We start from the raw sequence: 18,003 nt of genomic DNA, 5'->3' as shown, positions 1-18,003 counted from the left end.
TTCGGCATCCAATACGGACGGAATAGGAAACGTCTAGGCATGCTGGGCCGTTTCTAAACCTAGGCAAACGCAGAACTTGTCGACATCCCCGATGTGCCCGTCCGGGGTAAACAACGATAGTTGAGCACCAAAGACCAAACCGTCAGGTCGACAACGTCCCCGTCGACTGCGATGCAACCAGCTTCGGCAGCGGTTGGCATTTGCACTGGCACAAGTCGCCTTCCAATGCGACCTGTTTGTCCATGACCGACAGCGTGTGAGGTGAGCCGTCCGTGATGATGATCCCCATGCTATTGCATGCGGGACACTGAACAGGCGCGCCGAGATACGCGAGCGGAGGGCCCGCGAACGACGAGCCGGCGATGCCATCAAGCACTACGCCACCGTGGTCGGTCTTGTCGTCTTTCAGGATAAATCTGCGGCTCATTTGCGAGACTCCGTTGGGTTAGAGACAGCCGTACTCGGCCGATGCGAGCGGCACCGCGAAGGCACGACGGATCGCCCCATCTCAAAGGCAGGGAATGGCGTGATCAAGATTTGCCTGCGAGCTTTACCAGACGCCATGTGGCCCAATGAACGCGGTGTTCTCCCGAACCCGGCGACGGCGCGAGAACATCGGGCATGACTTGTCCCCTCGTGACTTCAACCGGCTTCACTTCGAAGCCCTTGGCTTCCCAGGTTCCGGATACAGGGCAAATATCGCCGGTCCTGACCTCGACACCTATCGCGGACTCAGACGGCAATACATCTTCGCCACGGCAGGTTTCGAGGAAGTATTCCGACTCGTCAGGAATAACACCGTCCTTGTACCGCGTGTCTTCCCACAACAGGCGCCAATGGGTGCCCACACGTTCAGTGCGAGACTCAACCTCGTTCCATTGGCCCCTGACATTGGGCGCCTTTGTCTCCTTTAGCAGATAGTTGAAGCAACCATTGTTCTCGACACTCTTCACGCCCAAAGGCACCAGGCCGAAGGCCCTTTCTCGCTCGACGTTGACTGGCTCCCATATCCCGTCCACCGGAACTTGCTGCCCTGAACTGATGATGAGGTCTGTCGCTGCAGGCACGTCCGGCATTTCCGCTGGAAAGACAGGATAAGCCAATTGGAAGAACCGGTACCTATAACGTTCGGGGTCTAGCAGCGCTCCCGGGCTCGAGTACCGGGCAGACATGCGAGGCACAAATGGCACCTCGATAGGTGCGTAATCGCCCTCGTACCTGGAAGCAAGTAGCAGTCGATTCAGTGCTTCGACCTTGTCCGGGTAGGGCGCAGTCTGTGCACCTCGCTCCCAGTAATCAGGATGGGTGTATAGATAGTTTTGGACGGTTCCGCTTTTGTCCATCGCGGCCTCGAGGGGTTGACCTGTCCGCCATACAAATCGACGCCCCTTTCCGAGTTCTTCGAGCCCCTTGTTGTACAGACTTAGCGTTTCGAAGATTCGGGGGAGCAAATTCGCGTCCATCCGCTCGGGGTCGCTTTTGGGCCAGGTTCTGACGGCATTCTCGTGTGCTCTGGCAAACACCTCCCATGCGTCTCGCTTTTTTGCCCACAGCGAATAACTGGTCAAGCGCTTCAGCAACCAAAACACGCGCTTACGTGTCTCGGAATCCCGCATGTCATATTCTCTTGTGACGTACCCCATCAAATCTACTCCTGACCGCTCGCGGCCGTACGAGACGCCACGACTGTTTTACTGTTCGCTACCTTGGTTTGTATTTCGTCGCTAGCAAGCCGGCGCGTGCGAGCCGAACCGGATATGTCCTCTGAGAATTTGCTGTACCCGTATACATCCTCGACGTTCGTCCAGTTAGTTGGATAAAAATCGACTCGAACCCCGTTGATCGTTTGGGAGAGAGCTGTACCGCTTGCCTTCACGTTCTCTCCAATCCGCGTGATTTCCGTGGCGAGTGCGCCCAGATCGACGACCAACTGACGGCCACCACCTTCCAGATATTGTGCTGGAATTGTGTCGCCGAACTGCTCCGCAATCTGACCGGCCCAAGCCTTTGCGGTCGGCACTTGTGTTCCGAAATCGCTGGGAAGATGTACGACGGCGAGAAATCCGTTACCGTTCCACTCATCCAACACCGCCGATCGGACTCTCCATTCTTCCGCATTTTTGGGCGGACTGCCAATTCCCCAAAACGCTGGCTGGCGGCCGCCGGCGGCCTTGCTACCCCAAGGCGCGTGCTTCGAAGGATTGCCGAATGCACGATAGAGCGTCTGACCCGCAAGCTGTTCGGCGTCGAGTGCGGTAACTTCACCGTGAAACGTCGCGAGTGTGCGATAGACCTGCTCGCCTTTAAAGGCGGGTACATTCGCGCTTACGTCCGAGAGGATGTCTGGCCAGCCGGCATCAATTTTGGATTGGTACCTGGCTTTAATCCGCGCGTCGTCCACCAGACAATCCGTCGAAGCATACTTGCCCTGCCGTATCTCTCTCGCAAGCTTGCTTTCCTCCAGATACGCTTCAGCCTCGCGATTCACCCGTGGCATACCCCCCGTCGCAATCTCATGAATTTCGCCACGGTAGACCATGTTCTGGAGGGTCTTCAGCTTCGCATCGAGTTCTTTGATGGCTTTCGGCACCATCTGGTCCGCGAGCTCCTGAAGCGCCCGAAAACCATCACCAACGCGTTCGATCTGCGAGCGCCACGCGTCGGGAAGCAGTTGACCGACACGGGCCTTGAGCGAGCGCTCGATGGCAAGCCGGACAGTCGCGCAAAAGTCCTTGAGTTTCGACAGGAGCTGGGACTGGTACGCAGCGATGTCGAGTGCCTTCAACCACTTGGGAGCATCACCATGCCCCATGCGGTTCAGGAACTGTATAACTTCGCTGAGGAGTTCGGCGTCTTTCGCGGCATCCTCGGCTACCCGCAGGGCAAGGCGACCAACCCCCTTGATAACGCCACCCACGACTGGAATCAGCGCGAATACAAGGACGATGAGCAAAACCCATTGCATGACCTCCTGCCGCTTTTTCGGATCCTTGCTCATATCGATGCCGACGGCCAGAAGGTCGCGCACGGCTGTCACGTCCCCGACGAGCGGAATCATGCCGACGGCGGCATCGACGATGACCTGGCTAATAGTCTGCTTCTCGTTGAATGCCCCTTCGAGGGTGCCCCAGCACCATTGGCCGACCTCCATGGAGGTGGCGGTGAAATCGTCAATCGACCAGCTCACCGTCAGGCTCCCCCGTGTTTGTTGATGAGCGAATCGATATCCGCTTCGGAGAGTTGTTCACCCTTGAAATCCGGATTGCTCGTCTGGTCCTTGCGTGCGTAGGTTCGCGCGTCCGGTCCAAGTGCCACCTGGACGGGACCAGCTGGAACATCCGTCAGGTTCATTCGTCCCTGGCTATCCAGCACGCCTTCGCGCGTGCTGCCGTCAGTCAGCGTAGCGACATACCTGGCGCCTTGAACGGGCTCGTTGTCGTGATAGAGATACTGCATGGCGGCGTCGTATTTCGACGTCGGCAACGGCGGAAGGGGATAGTCCTGCTGGGCAGGTCCATTGAATGAATGCTGCGAGCCCTTCACGTCAATTGACCCGGGGGCATGAATCTCGATGTTGCCATTCGCGATACGGATGTACGCACCGCCTGAAGTCAGCAGAATTTCGTTGTGAGCAGCGGCTTCGACTTTCTCGGTAGCCGACAGTATCTTGACAGTCTTTTGCGCGGTGAGCTCAATGTTGTCCGAGTGCGCCTGAACTTCTATTTTTCCCTTTGCGGCGAAGAGCTTCATGCCCGCGTTCTGCACAAACAGGCTGATGCGTTGCCCCACACTCGCAATCAAGGATTTGCCCGTTGCGAGATGCGTGCTTTGTCCGCTGACAAGGTTGAGGTGCTGGTCGGCCGCAATGTGCGTGGAATTCGGCGTCGACAGCGCAATGCCGGACGGACTGGCGAACACCATGACGGGGTCTTTGAAGACGTTCGCGCTGCCCGTGCCTCCGCCGCCCGTGTTGCCACCCGACGCAGAACCCGACGCGCTGCTCTTCGTTGCATCGGTAAGCGCCTTGAGCGCGTCTTGCCCGTCCTTGAGGCTTTCGGCCTGATGCGTCGTGCTCGCATCCGACATTGCCCCCATCATCTGTTCGGAATTGCCCAGTTGCTCCCGCGCGGCACTAGCGTCGAGCGGCTGGCTCGACTGCCCCGTCGTGGGGTGAGTCGACACATACAGGCCCTGTCCGGCACGGACAGCACCATAGGCATCGGATTTCAAATCGAAGCCGCTGCCAAGGTATGCACCGCGACTGTTGCCGTTCTGGTCAATCAGATAACCCAGCTGCAGGTGAGCGTTCGTGCTCGTCGAATACAACTGCGCGCGGTTCTGGCCGGTCGAGTCATCGAGTACCAACTGGTTGTATCCGCTGCCGCCGTACTCTTTCGATTTGTAGCCCGACAGCAGGCCATTGGTGTGCCAATGAGGTGTCTTGTCGCCGTTAAAGAGGCGCCCGGTCACGAGCGGACGATCGCAATCGCCGTCCATCCAGTTGATGACGACTTCCTCGCCGACCCTTGGCACATGTACGCTGCCATATCCCGAGCCTGTGTCGGAATAGACGGCCCGGACCCAGCAGGACGCATTCTCGTCACCGGCGTTAACGCGGTCCCAATGCATCTGGACTTTGATGCGGTTTAAGTTGTCCGTGTAGACCTCTTCGCCGGCCGGACCCACGACCGTGGCGGTCTGCATCTGCATGTCCGGCTTCGTGTGCTCAAACGGACTGCGAAAAGGCACGGATCTGCGTTGGGCCTCGACCTCTGCGAGAAAAAAGCCGTCGCTCCCGGCGCTTGTCCTGACGGGTTGTGTGGTCGTACCGCCTGCGTGGGTCGTGCGCACCTTCGTCAGCACGTTTTGCAGACTGTGCGGAAACGGCTGGCTGTCTCCCACCGGGATGTTATTTTCGATGTACCACGTCACGGCGATAGCTGCGAACTCCTGGTCCTGAGCTTTGTCCTGATCGTGTTCGGGATGCCCATCCAGTTGGAACCACCGTCCAGCATCGATTCGCCGTACGCTGCCAACGCCGTGGAACCGCTTCGCGCGCGATTCCCATTCCTCCAGCCTCAGCCTGACCAGATGGTCGCCACGGTCGCTGTCCTGGTAGGTGTACGGGCCGGTATATTCGTAGACTTCCGTCTGCTGCGGCAGGTTGCCTTGATTGCCAACTGTCGGAGACGCTTTCGACTTGTCTTCTGCTGGCGACTTGTAGTCGAAGGTTGCCGTTGCGTAGGACGCGCTTTGCAACGTCCGTGTTCCTGACCACTGCACGAACGCATCGGCTTCGCTGCTCACACCTGCGCGATAAAACTCGACCTGCTGCGGCTCTACTGGCTCGCACGTGTACAGGTCGTCGGTGATGACGAGCGTGTGGGATTTGCCATCGCTCGCCTGTTCAACTATGCCGAAGAGCCCCTCCGACTCCATCAGGCGATGAGCGAAATTCCAGTCGTCCTCGTACTGGACGCAAAACGAGCGTGACGGCGTGGGTTTTTGCAGCGCGAATCGATACGCGCCGCGTGCCTGTGGATGCCCGGCAAACACCGCTTCCAGGATGGACTCGACTGTTTCGTCCTGGAAGATTCGCGCGTCCTTGCGGAACTTCAGAAAATGCAGCCAGGATGAAAAGGTGAGCTGGTAGTTCGTTAGCTGCCCATCGGCACCTAGTCTCCGCACGGTGTGCACATAGCCGTGGTGCGGGAGGTAAGACTTGTCCGTTTGCTGAATCCACAAGGTGACGGGTTGCGCGACCAGCGTCTTCAGCTCGATTTCACCGCTTAGCGATGCGACATCGACGGTAAATTCGAAATTCCGGCCGATGCGGGATTCCCCAATCGCACGCTGCGGTAGCAGTACGTCAGAACCAAGAGGCGTGTCCAGCTTGAGGAGGCGGTCCGTCTGGTAAATACCAGACGTCATTATTGAACTAAGGTCTTGCGCTCCCATAACCCCCGGCCCCGACATTTTTTTGGGTACTGAAATCCACCGAAATACTGCTCGTCGGACTCTTCATCCGCCGTTATGCGCCGGCTGCGCACACGCCGGATCCTTGCCCCAGTGCCCATCGCATACGCGCCACCGGCACAGCTGGCCCTGGAAAAAGTTCTGCTCGCCGCATGCCTTGATCTGCTGCGCGAGCGACGCGCTGGCCACGTCGACTTTCTTCTCCGCTGGCTTTGCGTTCTTCACGGGTGTCCGGCCAGCGGGCTTCGTCCTTGCCACGAGCACGGCGAGTAGATCCGCATCCTGATCGTCCGTGTTCGCTTCATGCCGCTCGGCATGCGCTTTTTTGGCTTGCGCCACGCTCGTCGCGCTGCCGGAATGCTCGGCATGCCGTTCGGCCAAAGCCTTGCGCTTCTCCTCGGCCTTCGATTCATGTTGTCGGTGCGTCACCGACGCGACCGCGTTTGCCTGATGTTCGTGCGGGACATCCGCGGCGGCCGGTTTCCCGTCGGCCGCCGTCGCGCCGTTTTCGAGGGCTCGCGACAGGCGACTGGCAGGCGCCGCGACACCGTCGCTCGCCGGCGCGGAGTCGGCGGCATGAGTGGCATTGGCGGCATTGCTATCGTCCGCGACGATCGTCGCGACCTGTGGAGCGGAAGCGATCGCAGGCGCACTGGCCGGCACATTGGCCGCGACCACTGCGCCGGAGGCTGCCGCCTGAGTGATTCGCGCGCTAGTGGTCGCCGTCGCTATCGCAGCCGGCGCGGACGACGAGCGCCCATGCATGGACCACACCCCGACCGCGCCCGCGGCCAGCACGAACAGCGCGACCACACCGGCGATCGCGCCACGCCTGGCGGACCCGCCGGACGGCGCGGCGGGCGACACGACCCGGCCCTCCAGATCGGCGAGAATGCGCGAGCCCTCCGGCTGCGAAGGCGGCTTGCTGCCGGCATTGCCCGCCAGCAGACTGGGTGGAGCTTTCGGGTTGGTTGGATTGGAGTTGTCCGGCGCATTCATTCTTCACCGCCTATTCGAATCACGCTGATTGAAACAGCGCCTGTTTCGCCGCGATAATACGGTCCTGCCGCATGGGCGGGCGCGGACCGATTCTAAAATCAGGCATTACAAAACACAATTGTTTCCGGCTTTCGGGGGCTCTTTTGCTGTTCCTTACACTTGCCTTTTACTTCTGCATTACTGTACTTATTGCCGGAGTATTGCTTTTGCCTGAGCTTCGCAAAGTATTTTATTCCGCAATATCTCATGCGCATAATTGGATGACGCGCTATGCGGCAGCCGGGACATCGCACACGCGAGCGAAATTGTTAAATTCCGCGAAGGTGTCACGAAAAACCGCAACCAATTTGCAGAGTGTGCTGACCAGACAGCGCTTGCCGATTTTAATCGCCACGAGTATTCTTGCCGCGCCGCCTTTGATTGCCATTGCATTACGTGGCCATCAGTTATTTCAGTTTGATGAAACGGCGCGTGGACCGGACGAAAAAATCGATGCGCTGCTGGATGGCGAGCAACTGGTTCCGCCGCCACCGCTGCCGCCCGACGTGTTTACGACGAAGGAAGTGGAGCAGGTGCGGCCGGCGTTGCAGGATGCGAGCCGCGACTGGAATCTGCTCGATGCCGACTTTCGTACCCGGCTGCTGCTCGTCTACAAAATCATGAACGAGAAGTACGGATATCAGATGGCATTACTCGAAGGATATCGAAGTCCCGAGCGGCAAAATCGCCTTGCGCAATTGGGCGGCAGTGTGACCAATGCGGTGGCGTTCCAGAGCTATCACCAATACGGACTCGCAGCCGATAATGCATTTCTGCGCGACGGCAAGCTGGTCATTTCCGAAAAAGATCCATGGGCAATGCGGGGCTATCAGCTATACGGCCAGGTTGCCGAGCAGGTCGGTCTGACTTGGGGTGGTCGATGGAAATTAATGGACCTCGGGCACGTCGAGTATCACAAGCCCGGATTTGTTCCAGGCCGAAATCCCTCGATTGTTAAATGACATCAAAATGACGCCAATCTGGCCGACCGCCAGACAATACTAAATCGCTTTAGCAGAGCAGCATGCCTGGCACCGGAATATAAAACGGCTTATGCGACGCATCCTAAACGGGCTGACCCACCCGCGCACGCTTTCCCTCCTCGGCGCAATCGCGCTGGCCGCCGCGCTGTTCATCGCGGCCGCTGTGTTCGAGATCTCGCCTGTCTGGCCCGCCGCGATCTTCGGCGCGCTCGTGTTGCTATGGCTGCTGGTGTGGGCCGTGCGCCGCCTGCGCCTGCGCCGTGCGAACAGCAAGCTCGGCGACATGCTCGAAGAGCAGGCGCAAACCGCCACCGCCGCCGCGACACCGCACCAGCCCGCGGACCTCGAAGCGTTGCGCAAGCATCTCGTGAATGCGGTTCAGACCATCAAGACGTCGAAGATCGGCCAGTTGTCCGGCGGTTCGGCGCTCTACGAGTTGCCGTGGTACATCGTGATCGGCAATCCGGCCGCCGGCAAGAGCAGCGCGGTCCTGAACTCCGGGCTGCAATTCCCGTTCGCGAACCGTAACGATGCGGTCGTTCACGGCATCGGCGGCACGCGCAATTGCGACTGGTTCTTCACCACCGAGGGCATCCTGCTCGACACGGCCGGGCGCTACGCGGTGCACGAAGAAGACCGCAGCGAATGGCTCGGCTTTCTCGGACTGCTCAAGCGCTACAGGCCGAAGGCGCCGATCAACGGCGTCATCGTCGCGGTCAGCATCGCCGAGGTGACCGGCAACCGGCCCGAGTTCGCCATCGAACTCGCGAAGAGCCTGCGTCAGCGGGTGCAGGAACTGGCCGAAAAACTCGAGGTATTCGCGCCGGTCTACGTGATGTTCACGAAGGCCGACCTGATCCCCGGCTTCACCGAATTCTTCAGCGGCAGCGATCGTCGCGAATTCGATCGCGTGTGGGGCGCCACGCTCACCTACGCCCCCGACGAAAAACGCGACATCGTCGGGCTTTTCGACGAGCGCTTCGAGGAGCTGTACGAGGGGCTCAAGGAAATCAGCATCGCGCAGATGTCGATCAGCCGCGGCCAGCAGCTGTCGCCGGGGCAGCTCAGCTTCCCGCTCGAATTCTCGACCATCAAGCCCGCGCTGCGCGCGTTCGTCGCGACGCTGTTCGAGGACAACCCGTTCCAGTACAAACCGGTCTTCCGCGGCTTCTATTTCACGAGCGCGCTGCAGGAAGGCGAGACGAGCAGCGCCGCCGCGGAGCGTATCGCGAACCGCTTCGCGCTCGCCGACGGCAAGCTGCCCAAGCCGGCCAGCGCGTTCTCGAAGAACGGCTTTTTCCTGCACGATCTGTTCTCGAAGGTGATCTTCGCCGACCGGCAAACCGTTCGCCAGTTCACTAGTCCGGCGAAAACGCGACTGCGCTACGCGACGTTCTTCGGCTTCGTCGCCGCGCTCGCACTCGCGCTCGGCGGCTGGACGTGGTCGGCGCTGGGCAACCAGCAGCTCGTCGCGCACGCGCAGGCGGACCTCGACCACGTCGTGCGTCTGCAGCAGAACCGCAACGATCTGCAATCGCGGCTGCAGGCGATGGACATCCTCGAGGACCGCATCGAGCAGCTCGAACAGTTGCACCGTGACAGCCCGCTCTCGGTCTCGCTCGGCCTGTATCAGGGCGACCGTGTCGAGCAGCGTCTGCTCGAACAGTATTACGGCGGCGTGCGGCAGATCATGCTCGCGCCGGTGTCGCAGAACCTCGTCGCGTTCCTGAAGGAGGTCGACGCGCATCCCGACCAGCTCGCGCCGATGTCGCGCACGCCGGAATCCGGCGCGACTCCGGTCTCCGCGCAGACGGCGATGACGGCGTCGAGCCAGAACGGCGGCCTCTATAGCGAGGCATCGCCGACCAACGTGCAGGACGCCTACAACGCACTGAAGACCTATCTGATGCTGTCCGACAAGCGGCATGTCGAGACCGCGCATCTGACCGATCAGATCGCACGCTTCTGGCGCGGCTGGCTGGAGACGAATCGCGGCAACATGCCTCGCGACGAAATGATCAGGAGCGCGGAGCGCATGATCACGTTCTACCTATCGCGGGTGTCGGACGACGACTGGCCGATGGTCGACGCGAATCTCGCGCTCGTCGACCAGACCCAGCAAAATCTGCGGCACGTGGTGCGGGGCATGCCGGCCCGCCAGCGCGTCTATGAAGAAATCAAGGCGCGCGCATCCACGCGCTTTGCACCGATGACGGTCGCACGGATCGTCGGCGACGCGAACACGTCGCTGATCGCGGGCAGCTACGCGATACCCGGCACCTTCACGCGCGAGGCCTGGCTGCAGTATGTCCAGCCGGCCATCCGCGATGCCGCGACCAAGGAACTGCAGGCGAAGGACTGGGTGCTCAACGCATCGGCGCAGGACGATCTGACGCTCGACGGCAGCCCCGAGCAGATTCAGAAGGCGCTGGTGACGATGTACAAGACCGAGTACGTGCAGCACTGGCAGAAGTTCATGCAGGGCATCGCGGTGCAGGATTTCGGCAGCTTCGCTCAGGCCGTGAATTCGATGAACCGCCTCGGCGACCCGCAGGACTCGCCGATCCGCAAGATCCTCGAAACCGCGTACGACCAGACTTCGTTCGACAACCCGGCGCTCGCCAACGCCACGCTCAAACAGGCGCAGACCGGTGTCGTGGGCTGGATTCGCGGATGGTTCTCGCGTCGGCCGATCACGGCTCCGGCCGCGAACCTCGACCTCGGCGGCGATCTCGGGACCTCGATGGGCCCCGTCAGCCGGGCTTTCGAGGGACTCGGCCGGATCGTCTCGCACACTGCCAACAGCTCGCTGCTTACCGGCTACATGGACTCGCTGTCGAAGGTTCGCACGCGCTTTAACCTGCTGAAGAACCAGGGCGATCCGGGACCGGGCGCCCGTCAGCTGATGCAGCAGACACTCGACGGCAACGGTTCCGAACTCGCCGACTCGTTGAAGTTCGTCGACGAGCAGATGCTGACCGGCCTCTCCGACGATCAGCGCAAGGCGCTGCGTCCGCTGCTGGTGCGGCCGCTGATCGAGGCGTATGCGGTCGTGATCCAGCCGGCCACCGTCGAGGTGAACAAGGTGTGGAACGCGCAGGTGTACCAGCCGTTCGAGAACTCGCTGGCGAACAAATATCCGTTCGCGACGAACGCGAAGGTCGAGGCCGGCGCGAGCGAAATCGCGCAGGTGTTCGGGCCGGACGGCTCGGTGTCGAAGTTCGTCAGCACCACGCTCGGACCGCTCGCGGTACGCCGTGGCGACGCACTCACCGCCCGCACCTGGGGTGACATGGGCCTCACGCTGTCGCCCGATTTCACGAACGGCTTCTCGCACTGGGTCGCGCCGCTGTCGGGCGGCGCGGCGGGTGCGGGCCAGGGCTCGTCGGAGCCGCAGACGGTGTTCCAGATCCTGCCGCAACCGTCGACCGGCACGACCGAGTACACGCTCGCGATCGATGGCCAGCAGATGCGTTACCGCAACACGCCGCCGCAGTGGACCAACTTCGTCTGGCCGAATCCGCAGGGCTCGCCGGGTGCGACGCTGTCGGCCGTCACGTTCGATGGCCGCACGATCCAGCTCGTCAACGAGCCGGGCCGCTACGGCCTCGAAAAGCTGATCAACTCCGCGCAGCGCACCCGCCATCCGGACGGCACCTTCGATCTTTCATGGACTCAGGGAAGTGTGACGGTGTCGGTGAGCATGCGCATCATCAGTACCTCGCAGGCTTCCGGCGGCAACGGCGATGCACCGCAGCAGCAGAGCCTGCGCGGCCTGCAACTGCCGGCGTCGATCGCCAGCGTCGGGCCGGCGGCGCCTCCAGCGCCCTCAGCGGCCCCAACGCAAACCCAGACGCAGGCACCGCAGACAACCGCGACGCTGCAGGCAGCGGCCCCTGCGGCAACCGTGAAACCCGGAGATGCGCAATGACCCAGTCCGTGCAGGCGCAGGTCGCCTACTTCGGCAAGATTCCGTCGCGCGGCGACTTCGTGAAGAGCGCGCACAACCCGCAATTGCTGCATACGCTCGATCACTGGATCGCCCAGGCGATGGAACTGCTCGCCGACGACCCGCGTTGGAAGATCACCTACGAAGACGCGAAGCCGATGCACTTCGCGTTCCTCGGCTCGCAGAGCCGGCTGGCGATCGCCGGCCACATGATCGCGAGCCGCGACCAGTCGTCGCGCCGCTTTCCGTTCGTCGCCGCGGCCGCGATCGAAGTCGAGCAGCCGCTCGCATTCCTCGCGCGCAGCCCGCTCGCGTTCGCGCGGCTGTGGTCGCGCGTGGCCGCGCAAATGCAACCGCTCGTCACGACCGATGATCCTTCGGGCGCGCTGCAGACGCTGGGCGAAACCCAGGTGCCGGTGGATATCGCGGGGCATGGCAATCCGCACGACGGCACGTTCAGCGACTTCATCGAGCATCAGACGCTTGCCGGCCTCGAACAGATGCTGCTGGCGAACGGCCATCCGGTGCGGATGCGCGGCGCGATGCTCGCGCTCGGCTCGTTGCTGCGGCCGGTGATGACGAGCGGTTCGTCGCATCTCGAACGCGGCTTGACGCTGCCACTGCCGACCGATCCGCTGTATCGCAGTCTCGTGGCCGCGTTCTGGCTCGAACTGATCGCGCCGTTCGTCGCGAAGGCGGACTTCGAACTGGCGATCTTCATCGGCACGATCGCGCAGCGCGAACGGCTCGTCGTCGGCTTTAACGGCGCGTCCGCCAAAACGCTGCACAGCGTGGTCGATCCGCAGACGTACGCTGCCCACAACATCGACATTGACGATCCGGAGTGGATCGACGAACAGGCACACAGCGATCATGGCATCAGCAAACTCGTCAGCTATCTGGACCAGCGACAACTGTCGCTGCGCGTCAGCATCGACACGTTTCGCGAAGCCTTCGCCGGGGCGTGACGTGATGCGCGGCGATGCCTTTGCCCGTACACGGGCGCTGACCGGGTCCTGGTCCCGTTTTGCGGTCGCGGCGGTGTACGTCACGCTGGCCGCGGTTCTGTTGACCGGCGCCGATGCTGCGTTCGCGGACAACGGCGGCGCCAGCGCGCCTGTCGTCCAGGCCAACGCGGCACCGGGGCAGGTAGTGGCGGGCGGCAAGGTGCCTGACGAAGCCACGCACGCCGCGGTGCTCGCCCGCTTGCGCGACACGTATGGTGCCGCGAACGTCGTCGACCAGATCGAGGTGGGTGACGTGGCGACGCCGCCGAACTGGTCCGCGAACGTGCAAAAGCTGATCGGCCCGCAACTGAAGCAGATCAGTAAAGGTGAGCTGAAGATCGACGGCACGCAGATCGACGTGCGCGGCGAAGTGGGCAACGAAGCGACGCGTCAGCAGGTCGCGAGCGACATGGCCACCGCGCTGAACCCGACTTACACGATCCGCAACGGACTGCGCGTGCGCGCGTCCGAACAGGGCCTGCTCGACCAGACGTTGGCCAACCGCACGATCGAATTCGAAACCGGCAGCGCGACGCTCGCGCCGCAGGGCCGCGCGATTCTCGACCAGATGGCCGCCGTGCTCGTCAAGATGAATACACGCGTGGTCGAGATCATCGGCCACACCGACAACGCGGGCAATCGCGCATCGAACATCGCGCTGAGCCAGGCGCGCGCGGATGCAGTGAAGGGTTACCTGGTGTCGAAAGGCATCTCGCCGCAACAGTTGACGACGACCGGCGTCGGACCGGACCAGCCGGTGGCGTCGAACGATACGAGCGACGGGCGGGCGCGTAACCGGCGCATCGAGTTTCGGGCAGGGTTGTAGGCAGCGTGATTCCTGACTGATGGAGGCGAAGCCTCGTGCTTGAATTTTCAGAACAGCAGGCGGCGGCGCTCGCGCAGATCGATGCGCGCGGCTATGTCGAGCAGATCCGGCAAGACCTCGTGCAGGAAAATCCCGCGTTTGCGGACGACGGGACGCTGTCCGTGCGGCTATGGCATGCCTATGAGGCTGCGCGCGAGATGGGTATCTCCACGGATGAAAACATGGCGGCATTCCTGCGCCTCGAAGCGTTCTCGCCAGGGTTCTACGAAAAACCCGCGACGCGCAACTGGCTGACCCGGCCTGGGCGTCCAGCCGATGCGAGATTCCACGACTATCTGCGTGTGATCCGGTGGCACATCGAGCATCCGGACTGGAAGGGAGGGCTGGAGCATGGCGGGACTGGCAGTGCCGGTGGTCGAGGGAGCGGCAACGGAGCTTGGGCCGCTCTTGGCGCGAGTTGGAGCCGCCTTGTTGGGCGGGACGGCGGCGGCGGGAACGGCTAGCCTGTCGGGCGATACGGCAAAGGACAGCAGCAAGGCAACGCCTGCTGTTCGCGCGGTGCCGCGCAGTGACGAACGCTGCAAAAAATGTCCGCCGGAAGCGGGGGCGAAGCTGCGACGGAATCACGGCGTAAACTGGAATTCATACCGCTATCAAGCCCGTATTACCGGCTTTGCATTCGATGAAGAAAGCTGCCGCTGGAGTGACGAGTGGGCGTGGGAGGGCATCGATTTCGATGGCTTTCGTGCGGGCGAGTGTCTGTTGCAGGAAGCCAAAGGCAACTATGACCAGTTCATCGGCACGGACGGACGGCCCAAGCCATTCTTTATGGGATTCACTGATATGAGCGAGCAGATTCTGAATCAGTCCATCGCGGTCAACTCGAATCCGCCGGCCCGTCTGATGTGGTATTTCGCAACGCCCAAAGCCCACACCTACATGCTGCCGACGCTCACGCGCGCTCGCGTGCCGTCGGTCTATCAACCGTGATCAATAGCATGCAAATCGTCGCGCAATTTCACGATGCTTCTGACTTTGCTGCGCCAGCGGATTTCGCGGCGCATCTGAAACGGCTATGGCCGGTGATCGAACTGCTGGCAAGCAAAGATAGCCGTCTTGGCCGGTGGAACCTGACCGGATATACGGAAGAGGAAGCCCGGTTGTATCCCGCTTTCGAGAGTCCCGGTGTGCCGTCGACGGCATTGCTGGCCGTGCTGGAAACCAAATATCACAACAAGAAAAATCGGGCGAAGGTTCTTGGTCTGTGGAATGCACAAAACGATGCCGACGATGGCGCGACACTGTCGCTGTCGATCGATACGGGGCCGTTACCGTCCGAGATCGCTATCGATCTGCCGGGTGCGAACAGCGACAGCGCGGGATTGGCCGACTTCCCGGCAATGCGGGATGTTGTTTCGCTGTTGGCGGTCACCTATCTGCCGGTAGCAGTGACGGTTGCTCCGCTGGACTACTTCGAGAAGAGAGTGTTCGACGATAAGCCCGGTGTCGGCTGGATGCTGTATTTGCCGAAGGTCATCACCGAACAGCAGGTTCCTGAAGCGCGCGCGCTGATTCCGGTGCCCGCCGCGGGTAAGCAGCAGACCGGCACGATCATCGTCAGCGTCATCGATGCGATGTTCTCGGCAGACAAGCCGGAGCACGTCGAGATCGCCAATCGTATCGAGATCCGTCTGGTGGACCAGGATCTGCTGCCTGCGTATTCGGAGCTTTAGCGCGCGGGCCTGGCCGTTCGGCGGAAAATTCAGACACGCTGGCTTGTCCAGACTTCGGTCAGTTGACCGTTCACCTGCACCAGCCAGTCATGGGTCGGCGCAAAGAACGTCTGCCGTTGCTGTTCCGTCATCACGCCGACGATCCCGGGTAATAGCCGCGCGTCGTACCAGCGCAGCAGCGACACCGTTCCGTCCGGCATGCGCACATCGAGACGTTGCGTCAGCGCGTCGGCAAGCGGTCGCAAGTCGAGGCGGCTGATAAGCCAGCTCACGCCGGCCGGTGACTTTGCAAGCGCGGTTGCAATCGCCAGGTTCGAAGGCGCGCCCTTCGCGGCATCCATGAGCCAGGGGCCGGCCGGGGACAGCGTGTCGTCCGCCGTCAACGAAAAGAGTCCCCACGACCCCGCGCCGGGTTCGGGGTATCCCAGCCCTTGCATCTGCGCGAGCGTGCCGTCCACCAGCGCATACAGTCGGGCAAGCGGGCCGAACTGCAGAATCGCGCGGTCGAGTTCTTCATCGAGCGTCAAGGCCATCCGCTAGCCTCGCGGCACGGTGGTCGCGCCGCTTGCGGCAGCGGCCTGCAAACATTCGAGGCACAAGGTCGAAGACGGTGCCGGCGTGTCGGCCGCCGCGACGGCAGCAGCGGAACCGGAACCGCTTCCTGTTTGCTGCGTCGTTGGACTGCTCGACAGCAACTGACCGCTCGCTTCGATGATCGCGCCGCATGCGAGCTTGTCGCCGTGATAGGCCAGCGGCCGTCCATGAACGATGGTCTGCGGCGCATGGCTCGTCACGATGGGAAAGGAGCCGCCGCACTTCGGACACGGCACCAGATCGCCAAGCTGCGCGGCGGCCTTGCCTTGTACCTGGTAGGCGTCGCATCCGGTTTCGATCGTTCCGCCGTGAGAGGTTTTGTCTCCGACGCGGGCGACATTGCTGGCCATACTGGGTTCCTCTTTTGATCAGAACATGTTCGGTTATGCGCTTGGGAGTGGCATTGGATTCGCGTCGGTATCAGCGAAGCGTGGCGCAGGACAACGTGAATGCCACGCATGCGAAATTGTCAGAGGCTTCCGGGTTCACTGGGACAAATCGCTTGAGTAGATGTTGCGATCTGGATTGTGGAACCAGTTGCCTTTGTCCCAATAGACTTGCTTCTTTTCCGCATTGAATCCCAGCACGCCCAGATAGCCCGGGATGGCGAGCTTTTTCCAGTGATTGCCTTTGTCGTTCGAGAAGAAGACCCCGTTGCCTTCGATCTTTGCCCGTTTGCTTCCGAGAAAAGACGGTTGAACGGTCTCGTACTCACTGGTGATGGTCGCGAGGATGAGCGGACCACTGACGTAGAAATTGGTTTGCTGATTGGACCGGATGCTGGACGAAGCCGGAAGTGGCCAGAATGGATTCGGCAGATCGCCGAGCTTGCTCCACGAATGGCCGTCTTGCCCCAATTCGGCCAGTTCATCCTCGGCGTGGATGCTGCGACTCAGCTCCGCGATCACGTGGCCTGCACCATCGTCCTTGACCTCGTCTAAGTAGAGCCCCTGTGTCGTGCGGATGGCACCGGCTTCCCAATGTCCGTCATGAAGCGTCAATTGCGTTTCACGCGTGAAAGTCTGCCGCTTGCGGTCAGTATCCCAATAGCTCTGGCTGACCCAGGCCGTTGCCTGCTGATCATTGAACTGGATGACATGCGCCGCGATGTCGACAGGGTCTCCCGGTGTGTAAGACAGCGTGCCTTGCGGAGCTTGCCACAACTGATCAGTGGATTCGATGGCCTGTGCGTGTGCGCCCTGGTCGGACGAATAGAAAAGCTTTCCTTGCCCCGCGGCCCAGACTTCGTTGCTGCCGTGAAAGTAAGGATTCAGGCCCCATGCGAGCCATCCCGCGTCGGCCATGAAACCACCTTGGAGTACGCGCCAGTTTTTTCCCTGGTCGTCTGCCTGGAAAACTGCCGTCTGAGTTTGCAGGCCTGCTTTTTTCTCTGGGGGTTGCGCGCCGGTCAGCAGAAGCATGCTTGCTTTATCCGCGGAAGGCAGCGCGCACGCTTCGCCATTGATATAGGCCACCGTGTGAAACGCGCCATCGCTACCCAAACGGGAGATCTCCGAGACTTCGTGAGAGTCAGTGTCTGGCGTGGAACCGGCGGGCAGCAGGGAGTCCAGATTGATCGCACCCTGCGGGGGATTCTGGCCATCTTCAGTCTCGATGCGGCCGACCAGCCAGACGCTTTGCTTCGTGGTGACGACCCCCGTGCAGGCCTGGTCCATGGCACGCTGCCCGTCGGTAAGCGCCCGGCCCAGAATCTGCTGATTCGGCTGGCTTCCGCCAAGTTCCAGATGCGCTCGCGCCAATACCCACACAAAAGCAATCAATAGCAGCGCGATCGGCACGATGACGCAAAGCTTGACGATCGATAGACGACTTTTTTTCATGACGGTCTGTAAAGGGGGAAATCTGGATAGCGCGCTACGGCAAACGCGTGTGCCTC

The 18,003-nt window shown here is 61.4% G+C and carries 15 protein-coding genes; 7 read left to right on the top strand and 8 right to left on the bottom strand.

The features are described 5' to 3' along the window. Positions 1–142: 142 nt before the first annotated feature. The 5 genes from L0U82_RS17375 to L0U82_RS17355 form a co-directional block, all read right to left on the bottom strand. Positions 143–427: a PAAR domain-containing protein gene (locus tag L0U82_RS17375; RefSeq protein ID WP_233832538.1), complete on the bottom strand. Its 285-nt coding sequence runs from the start codon at positions 425–427 to the stop codon at positions 143–145. Between the two features lie 103 nt (positions 428–530). Then, positions 531–1,643, bottom strand: a complete 1,113-nt coding sequence (locus tag L0U82_RS17370) for an Imm72 family immunity protein (RefSeq protein ID WP_233832537.1) — start codon at positions 1,641–1,643, stop codon at positions 531–533. 5 nt (positions 1,644–1,648) lie between these two features. Next, entirely contained in the window at positions 1,649–3,187 is a 1,539-nt protein-coding gene (locus tag L0U82_RS17365; protein WP_233832536.1) for a hypothetical protein, read from the bottom strand. Between the two features lie 2 nt (positions 3,188–3,189). Beyond that, the gene (locus tag L0U82_RS17360) at positions 3,190–5,958 is read right to left on the bottom strand and encodes a type VI secretion system Vgr family protein (protein WP_233832534.1); all 2,769 of its coding nucleotides are present in this window, start codon (positions 5,956–5,958) and stop codon (positions 3,190–3,192) included. Between the two features lie 63 nt (positions 5,959–6,021). Further along, positions 6,022–6,975 (bottom strand): hypothetical protein, encoded by a 954-nt coding sequence (locus L0U82_RS17355; protein ID WP_233832533.1) that lies wholly within the window; start codon positions 6,973–6,975, stop codon positions 6,022–6,024. A gap of 143 nt (positions 6,976–7,118) precedes the next feature. Between L0U82_RS17355 and L0U82_RS17350 the strand changes: the two genes are divergently transcribed. From L0U82_RS17350 to L0U82_RS17320, 7 genes are all read left to right on the top strand, one after another. Then, entirely contained in the window at positions 7,119–7,976 is an 858-nt protein-coding gene (locus tag L0U82_RS17350) for a M15 family metallopeptidase (protein ID WP_233833332.1), read from the top strand. Positions 7,977–8,067: 91 nt separating this feature from the next. Further along, positions 8,068–11,928: a type VI secretion system membrane subunit TssM gene (gene tssM / locus L0U82_RS17345; RefSeq protein WP_233832532.1), complete on the top strand. Its 3,861-nt coding sequence runs from the start codon at positions 8,068–8,070 to the stop codon at positions 11,926–11,928. Further along, positions 11,925–12,914: a type VI secretion system-associated protein TagF gene (gene tagF, locus L0U82_RS17340; RefSeq protein WP_233832531.1), complete on the top strand. Its 990-nt coding sequence runs from the start codon at positions 11,925–11,927 to the stop codon at positions 12,912–12,914. The genes tssM and tagF overlap by 4 nt, the downstream gene beginning before the upstream one ends. 4 nt (positions 12,915–12,918) lie before the next feature. Further along, a complete protein-coding gene (locus L0U82_RS17335) occupies positions 12,919–13,779 on the top strand; it encodes an OmpA family protein (RefSeq protein ID WP_326489731.1) in 861 nt (286 codons plus the stop codon). Positions 13,780–13,814: 35 nt separating this feature from the next. Further along, on the top strand, positions 13,815–14,282 hold the full coding sequence (locus L0U82_RS17330; protein ID WP_233832530.1) for a hypothetical protein: 468 nt from the start codon (positions 13,815–13,817) through the stop codon (positions 14,280–14,282). Next, positions 14,170–14,769: a restriction endonuclease fold toxin 5 domain-containing protein gene (locus L0U82_RS17325; RefSeq protein WP_233832529.1), complete on the top strand. Its 600-nt coding sequence runs from the start codon at positions 14,170–14,172 to the stop codon at positions 14,767–14,769. Before L0U82_RS17330 ends, L0U82_RS17325 begins: the two co-directional genes overlap by 113 nt. An 8-nt stretch (positions 14,770–14,777) precedes the next feature. Next, positions 14,778–15,512 (top strand): immunity 52 family protein, encoded by a 735-nt coding sequence (locus L0U82_RS17320; protein WP_233832527.1) that lies wholly within the window; start codon positions 14,778–14,780, stop codon positions 15,510–15,512. Positions 15,513–15,541: 29 nt separating this feature from the next. Here the strand turns inward: L0U82_RS17320 and L0U82_RS17315 are convergent, their stop codons facing one another. The 3 genes from L0U82_RS17315 to L0U82_RS17305 form a co-directional block, all read right to left on the bottom strand. After that, a complete protein-coding gene (locus tag L0U82_RS17315; protein ID WP_233832526.1) occupies positions 15,542–16,045 on the bottom strand; it encodes a DUF4123 domain-containing protein in 504 nt (167 codons plus the stop codon). Between the two features lie 3 nt (positions 16,046–16,048). Further along, positions 16,049–16,456 (bottom strand): PAAR domain-containing protein, encoded by a 408-nt coding sequence (locus L0U82_RS17310; RefSeq protein WP_233832524.1) that lies wholly within the window; start codon positions 16,454–16,456, stop codon positions 16,049–16,051. 135 nt (positions 16,457–16,591) lie between these two features. Then, entirely contained in the window at positions 16,592–17,947 is a 1,356-nt protein-coding gene (locus L0U82_RS17305) for a hypothetical protein (RefSeq protein ID WP_233832523.1), read from the bottom strand. Between the last annotated feature and the right edge of the window lie 56 nt (positions 17,948–18,003).

Source organism: Paraburkholderia sp. ZP32-5 (assembly GCF_021390495.1).
Lineage (GTDB): Bacteria > Pseudomonadota > Gammaproteobacteria > Burkholderiales > Burkholderiaceae > Paraburkholderia.
This window is presented reverse-complemented; position numbering and strand designations above follow the sequence as displayed.

What these genes read in the sequence shown, in the direction of transcription:
- L0U82_RS17375 (WP_233832538.1), bottom strand. Translation starts at nt 427, where the DNA reads ATGAGCCGCAGATTTATCCTGAAAGACGACAAGACCGACCACGGTGGC.
- L0U82_RS17370 (WP_233832537.1), bottom strand. Translation starts at nt 1,643, where the DNA reads ATGGGGTACGTCACAAGAGAATATGACATGCGGGATTCCGAGACACGT.
- L0U82_RS17360 (WP_233832534.1), bottom strand. Translation starts at nt 5,958, where the DNA reads ATGGGAGCGCAAGACCTTAGTTCAATAATGACGTCTGGTATTTACCAG.
- L0U82_RS17355 (WP_233832533.1), bottom strand. Translation starts at nt 6,975, where the DNA reads ATGAATGCGCCGGACAACTCCAATCCAACCAACCCGAAAGCTCCACCC.
- tssM (WP_233832532.1), top strand. Translation starts at nt 8,068, where the DNA reads ATGCGACGCATCCTAAACGGGCTGACCCACCCGCGCACGCTTTCCCTC.
- tagF (WP_233832531.1), top strand. Translation starts at nt 11,925, where the DNA reads ATGACCCAGTCCGTGCAGGCGCAGGTCGCCTACTTCGGCAAGATTCCG.
- L0U82_RS17335 (WP_326489731.1), top strand. Translation starts at nt 12,919, where the DNA reads ATGCGCGGCGATGCCTTTGCCCGTACACGGGCGCTGACCGGGTCCTGG.
- L0U82_RS17325 (WP_233832529.1), top strand. Translation starts at nt 14,170, where the DNA reads ATGGCGGGACTGGCAGTGCCGGTGGTCGAGGGAGCGGCAACGGAGCTT.
- L0U82_RS17320 (WP_233832527.1), top strand. Translation starts at nt 14,778, where the DNA reads ATGCAAATCGTCGCGCAATTTCACGATGCTTCTGACTTTGCTGCGCCA.
- L0U82_RS17315 (WP_233832526.1), bottom strand. Translation starts at nt 16,045, where the DNA reads ATGGCCTTGACGCTCGATGAAGAACTCGACCGCGCGATTCTGCAGTTC.
- L0U82_RS17310 (WP_233832524.1), bottom strand. Translation starts at nt 16,456, where the DNA reads ATGGCCAGCAATGTCGCCCGCGTCGGAGACAAAACCTCTCACGGCGGA.
- L0U82_RS17305 (WP_233832523.1), bottom strand. Translation starts at nt 17,947, where the DNA reads ATGAAAAAAAGTCGTCTATCGATCGTCAAGCTTTGCGTCATCGTGCCG.